5 protein-coding genes and 2 tRNA genes are annotated in these 4,858 nt (G+C 58.3%); 5 read left to right on the top strand and 2 right to left on the bottom strand.

Annotated elements, in window-relative coordinates:
• Positions 1 to 176 precede the first annotated feature (176 nt).
• From HMPREF2129_RS10295 to HMPREF2129_RS10285, 3 genes are all read left to right on the top strand, one after another.
• Positions 177 to 250, top strand: a tRNA-Asp gene (locus tag HMPREF2129_RS10295).
• Positions 251 to 272: 22 nt separating this feature from the next.
• A tRNA-Phe gene (locus tag HMPREF2129_RS10290) sits at positions 273 to 345 on the top strand.
• A 49-nt stretch (positions 346 to 394) separates the two neighbouring features.
• Positions 395 to 682 carry a GNAT family N-acetyltransferase gene (locus HMPREF2129_RS10285; RefSeq protein WP_034666318.1) on the top strand — a complete coding sequence of 96 codons (288 nt, stop codon included), beginning with the start codon at positions 395 to 397 and terminating at the stop codon, positions 680 to 682.
• Positions 683 to 694: 12 nt separating this feature from the next.
• Here HMPREF2129_RS10285 and epsC read toward each other — a convergent pair whose 3' ends face one another.
• Positions 695 to 1,288 (bottom strand): serine O-acetyltransferase EpsC, encoded by a 594-nt coding sequence (gene epsC / locus HMPREF2129_RS10280; RefSeq protein WP_034666316.1) that lies wholly within the window; start codon positions 1,286 to 1,288, stop codon positions 695 to 697.
• 87 nt (positions 1,289 to 1,375) lie between these two features.
• Complete coding sequence (gene cysK / locus HMPREF2129_RS10275; RefSeq protein WP_034666314.1) at positions 1,376 to 2,320, bottom strand: cysteine synthase A; 945 nt, start codon at positions 2,318 to 2,320, stop codon at positions 1,376 to 1,378.
• 297 nt (positions 2,321 to 2,617) lie between these two features.
• On the opposite strand from cysK, the gene ramA reads away from it, so the two are divergent.
• Positions 2,618 to 3,457: an acetate metabolism transcriptional regulator RamA gene (gene ramA / locus HMPREF2129_RS10270; protein ID WP_034666312.1), complete on the top strand. Its 840-nt coding sequence runs from the start codon at positions 2,618 to 2,620 to the stop codon at positions 3,455 to 3,457.
• A 73-nt stretch (positions 3,458 to 3,530) separates the two neighbouring features.
• Entirely contained in the window at positions 3,531 to 4,781 is a 1,251-nt protein-coding gene (murA, locus tag HMPREF2129_RS10265) for a UDP-N-acetylglucosamine 1-carboxyvinyltransferase (RefSeq protein WP_034666320.1), read from the top strand.
• Positions 4,782 to 4,858: the final 77 nt, after the last annotated feature.

The following is a 4,858-nucleotide window of genomic DNA, read 5'->3' as shown; positions in this document are numbered from 1 at the left end:
TCTACGGAAGGTAACCAATATCTTCGTTCATCTAATAGCCGGCAACAACCGGCTACGAAGTGTGCCACAAAATGCCCGTGTGGTGCTGGTTTGTGTAGTTTTAAACACTCTGTGTAAGGTATCAATTCGTGCAAGACGCAGGATAAAATCTCCGCTCGAGCATGACAAGTACATAAGGCCCTGTGGCGCAGTTGGTTAGCGCGCCGCCCTGTCACGGCGGAGGTCGCGGGTTCAAGTCCCGTCAGGGTCGCTGAACTGCTTTGAGCGGTTCCGGCCAGATAGCTCAGTTGGTAGAGCACACGCCTGAAAAGTGTGGGGTCGCCAGTTCGATCCTGGCTCTGGCCACATTTTAACCCCGCGTCATCGGCGCGGGGTTTTCCGTACGCTCGGGTGCATGAGTGAACAAAAATACGAGATTGAGCACAACCCCGAGCATCACCGCTACGTCATTACGGTTGACGGTAAGCAGGCGGGGTTTGCGAATTACTACGAAGACGGTGGTGTCCGCGATTTCAACCACACCGTCATCGATCCAGCTTTCCGTGGGCGTGGTTTATCCGCGCCCCTTATCCAAGCTGCCCTCAACGACACAAGGAAGTCTGGGAAGAAGATCATCCCGTCCTGCTCTGCAGTGGAACACTTTGTGCAGAAGAACGAGGGCTACAAAGACCTGTTGAAGTAGTGGCGAAGTGCCTTACCGGCTGGTGTTGTCGTTGTTACCGGCGACGTAGGCGTCTGGGTCGACAAGGTGCTGGCGTTCGTCGCTCTTGCGGGGGCGGCACTTGGCGGGGATGCCAATGGCGATGCAGTTGGGCGGAACATCTTTAGTCACAACGGCATTCGCACCGACCGCGGAGCCTTCACCGATGGTGATGGGGCCTAATACTTTGGCGCCAGCGCCGATGGTGACGTTGTCGCCGATAGTGGGGTGGCGTTTGGTCTGAGTCAGGACTTGTCCGCCGAGGGTGACGCCGTGGTAGAGCATGACGCCGTCGCCGATCTCGGCGGTTTCGCCGATGACGATGCCCATTCCGTGGTCAATGAAGAAGCGGCGGCCGATCGTGGCACCGGGGTGAATCTCCACGCCTGTGAGGAAACGGGTAAATTGCGCCAGGATGCGCGCTGGTCCTTTGATGTTTCGGGTCCACAGGGCGTGTGAGATGCGGTGCATCCAGATGGCGTGAAGGCCGGAGTAGACAATCGCGTTCTCAAGATCGCCGCGGGCTGCGGGGTCGTGGAGGCGGGCGTTTTCGAGGTCCTCACGGATTGTTTGGATCACCTTGAACATGAGAGTCCACTTTAACAGCGCATAAGAAGCGGCCCCCTCGCGCGTGGGGTTTAGATTCATGCGCGAGAGGGCCAGGTAACGGTGAGTTTAGTCGCGGATGTCCTCGTAGAGGATGGTGGAGATATAGCGCTCACCGAAGTCGCAGATGACGGTGGCGATGGTCTTGCCGGCATTCTCCGGGCGTGACGCGACCTCGAGGGCGGCTGCGACGTTGGCACCGCTGGAGATCCCTCCGAGGATGCCGTCTTTGCGGGCGAGCTCACGGGAGGTGGCTACGGCGGTTTCGTTGGAGATGGTGATCACTTCGTCGATGATCCCGCGGTTTAAGGTGGCGGGCACGAAGTTCGCGCCGAGGCCTTGGATTGTGTGCGGACCAGCTTGACCTTCGGACAGGAGCGGGGAAGCGGACGGCTCTACTGCGATGAGTTTGATATCCGGGTTCTGCTCTTTCAGGTATTTGCCGGCACCGGAGATGGTGCCACCGGTGCCGACGCCGGCGATAAGAATGTCGATCTTCCCGTCGCTGTCCGTCCACAGCTCGGGGCCTGTGGTTTCGTAGTGGACGGTCGGGTTTGCTTCGTTCTCAAATTGGCGGGCCAGGATGGCGTTGTCGGTTTGTTCGACGATTTCATTCGCCTTTTCGACGGCCCCCTTCATCCCCGCCGCACCCGGCGTGAGTTCGATCTGGGCACCGTAGGCGCGCAGTACGACGCGACGCTCAACGGACATGGTTTCCGGCATGGTCAGGATGACTTTGTAGCCACGTGCCGCGCCGACGAGGGCGAGGGCGATGCCGGTGTTGCCGGAGGTGGCTTCGACGATGGTGCCGCCGGGTTTGAGCTGACCGGAGGCCTCGGCAGCGTCGATAATTGCGCGTCCGATGCGGTCTTTCACGGAGTTGGCGGGGTTGAAGAATTCGAGTTTGCCCAGGATGCGTGCCTGTGCGGCGTTGGTGCCTTCGGTGATGCCTTTAAGCTCGACGAGGGGTGTGCCACCGATGGTTTCTAGGATGTTGTTGTAGATCTTTCCCATTTTTCTCCTTTGTTGAACAGCGGTTGACATGCGATCGTACACGACTCTCCCCAAAAACCTAGACCGAGTTGTTCAATGAGGATGAACCGGATGGTTTGCGCGGGGTGGCGGGGGTAGCGTCGTTAAGCGATTGCGTACTTCTTGCGCATAGTTTTTGGATTTGGTCACCCCCGATTAACCGTTAAGATGGGGACAGTTTGTTCAACTAGGGCATTTTCGGGCCGGATCCGGGCAATGCCCTTTCTCCGTCGGGGACACTCGAACGGGGGCGATGCGACGGCCAAAGAAGGAGAGAACATGGACGCGCAAGGGGTTAAGGACGACGATGATGCGATCCGAGCGTCGCTTACTGCACTGAAGACGGCTACCGGTATCCCGGTGGCGATGTATGGCACCCTTCTTGCTGATAATCGCCTTCAGATCACCCAGTGGATTGGCCTGCGTACGCCAGCTCTGCAGAATTTGGTGATTGATCAGAATCAGGGCGTGGGTGGCCGTGTGGTGTCTACGCGCCGTGCGGTGGGGGTGTCTGATTACTTGCGCGCGAGTGTTATTTCGCATGAGCATGATCGTGCGATTCAGGATGAGGGCCTTCATTCTGTGGTTGCTGTGCCGGTGATTGTGCAGCGTGAGATTCGTGGCGTGCTGTATGTGGGCGTGCACTCTCCGGTTCGTTTGGGGGATAAGGTGATCGAGGAGGTCACTATGACTGCGCGCACGCTCGAGCAGGACCTTGCGGTCAATTCGGCTTTACGGCGCGTCGAGGGTGGCAAAGGCACCGCCAAAGCTGGCCGCGTGATGAATGGTGCGGAATGGGAGCAGGTCCGTGCGACCCATTCCAAGCTGCGGATGTTGGCTAACCGTGTTGAAGATGAGCTGATCCGCAAGGAGCTTGAGCAGCTGTGCGACCAGATGGTCGCGCCGGTGCGTGTGAAGCAGTCTACGAAGCTATCTGCACGTGAACTGGATGTTCTCTCGTGCGTGGCCCTGGGCCACACCAACGTGGAGGCAGCCGAAGAAATGGGCATTGGTGCAGAGACCGTAAAGTCTTACCTGCGCAGCGTGATGCGCAAGCTGGGGGCACACACCCGCTATGAGGCTGTGAACGCTGCGCGCCGGATTGGGGCGCTACCTTAAGTCCTAAGCCTTAAACCTTGCCTGGGGTGCTTTGGAACCGCCTTTTGTCAAAGTTTTCACTACCCTGGATCGCGTGAAAGAGCGTTTTCTTGTTCAAGGTGGGGCCCGCCTCGAAGGGGTTGTGCGCGTTGATGGCGCAAAAAACAGTGTGTTGAAGCTGATGGCCGCTGCGCTGTTGGTGGAGGGGACGACAACTCTGAATAACTGCCCGGAGATCCTTGATGTGCCTTTGATGCAGAAGGTGCTTGAAGGTTTGGGGTGTGATGTAGAGATTGAGGGCACGGTTGTGCGCATCCACACCCCGGCGTATTTGTCTTCCCGCGCAGATTTCGATGCTGTGAGGCAGTTCCGCGCCTCCGTGGCCGTCTTGGGTCCGTTGACTGCACGTTGTGGTGAGGCGGTTGTGGCGTTGCCAGGTGGTGATGCAATTGGTTCCCGCCCACTAGACATGCACCAGTCTGGCCTGGAGAAACTCGGTGCTACAACCCATATTGAGCACGGCGCCGTCGTTGCTCGGGCCGGTCGCCTGCACGGTGCGCGCATCAACCTGGACTTCCCCTCCGTCGGTGCGACGGAGAATATCCTCACCGCCGCGGTCCTCGCCGAGGGGCAAACCGTGCTGGATAATGCTGCGCGTGAACCGGAGATTGTCGATCTTTGCGACATGCTCAACTCCATGGGTGCGCGTATTACCGGCGCGGGCACTTCCACCATCACCATCGATGGTGTGGAATCTCTCCATCCCACGGAACACACCGTGATCGGCGATCGTATTGTAGCCGGCACATGGGCTTATGCTGCCGCGATGACGCGTGGTGATGTCACCGTGGTTGGCATTGCGCCACGCCATCTTCACCTCGCTTTGGCGAAGCTGAAGAACGCTGGCGCCGATGTGGAGACCTACGACAATGGCTTCCGCGTACGCATGGATGGTCGCCCCCAAGCCGTGGACTATCAAACTTTGCCGTTCCCCGGTTTCCCCACCGACCTGCAGCCCATGGCTATTGGGTTGAGTGCCGTCGCTGAAGGAACGTCTGTGATTACGGAAAACGTCTTTGAATCACGCTTCCGCTTTGTGGATGAGATGATGCGCTTGGGTGCGGACGCCACCGTTGATGGGCACCACGTGGTCCTTCGTGGGGTAGAGCGCCTGTCGTCTACGGAAGTATGGTCATCCGATATTCGTGCCGGCGCTGGCCTTGTTTTAGCTGGTCTCGTGGCTGACGGGGAGACGGTCGTGCATGACGTCGAACATATCGATCGTGGCTACCCACACTTCGTTGAAGACCTCAATAATCTTGGTGCCGAGGTGCGCCGCATATAGCCACTCGCTTATCGACGAATTAACCCCTCTCACCTGCTGGTTTGTGTTGTTGGTTGGGTGTGTGTAGCTTTATGTGA

Origin of the sequence: Corynebacterium tuscaniense DNF00037 (genome assembly GCF_000759055.1) — a bacterium.
In the GTDB taxonomy this organism is placed as follows: domain Bacteria; phylum Actinomycetota; class Actinomycetes; order Mycobacteriales; family Mycobacteriaceae; genus Corynebacterium; species Corynebacterium tuscaniense.
This window is presented reverse-complemented; position numbering and strand designations above follow the sequence as displayed.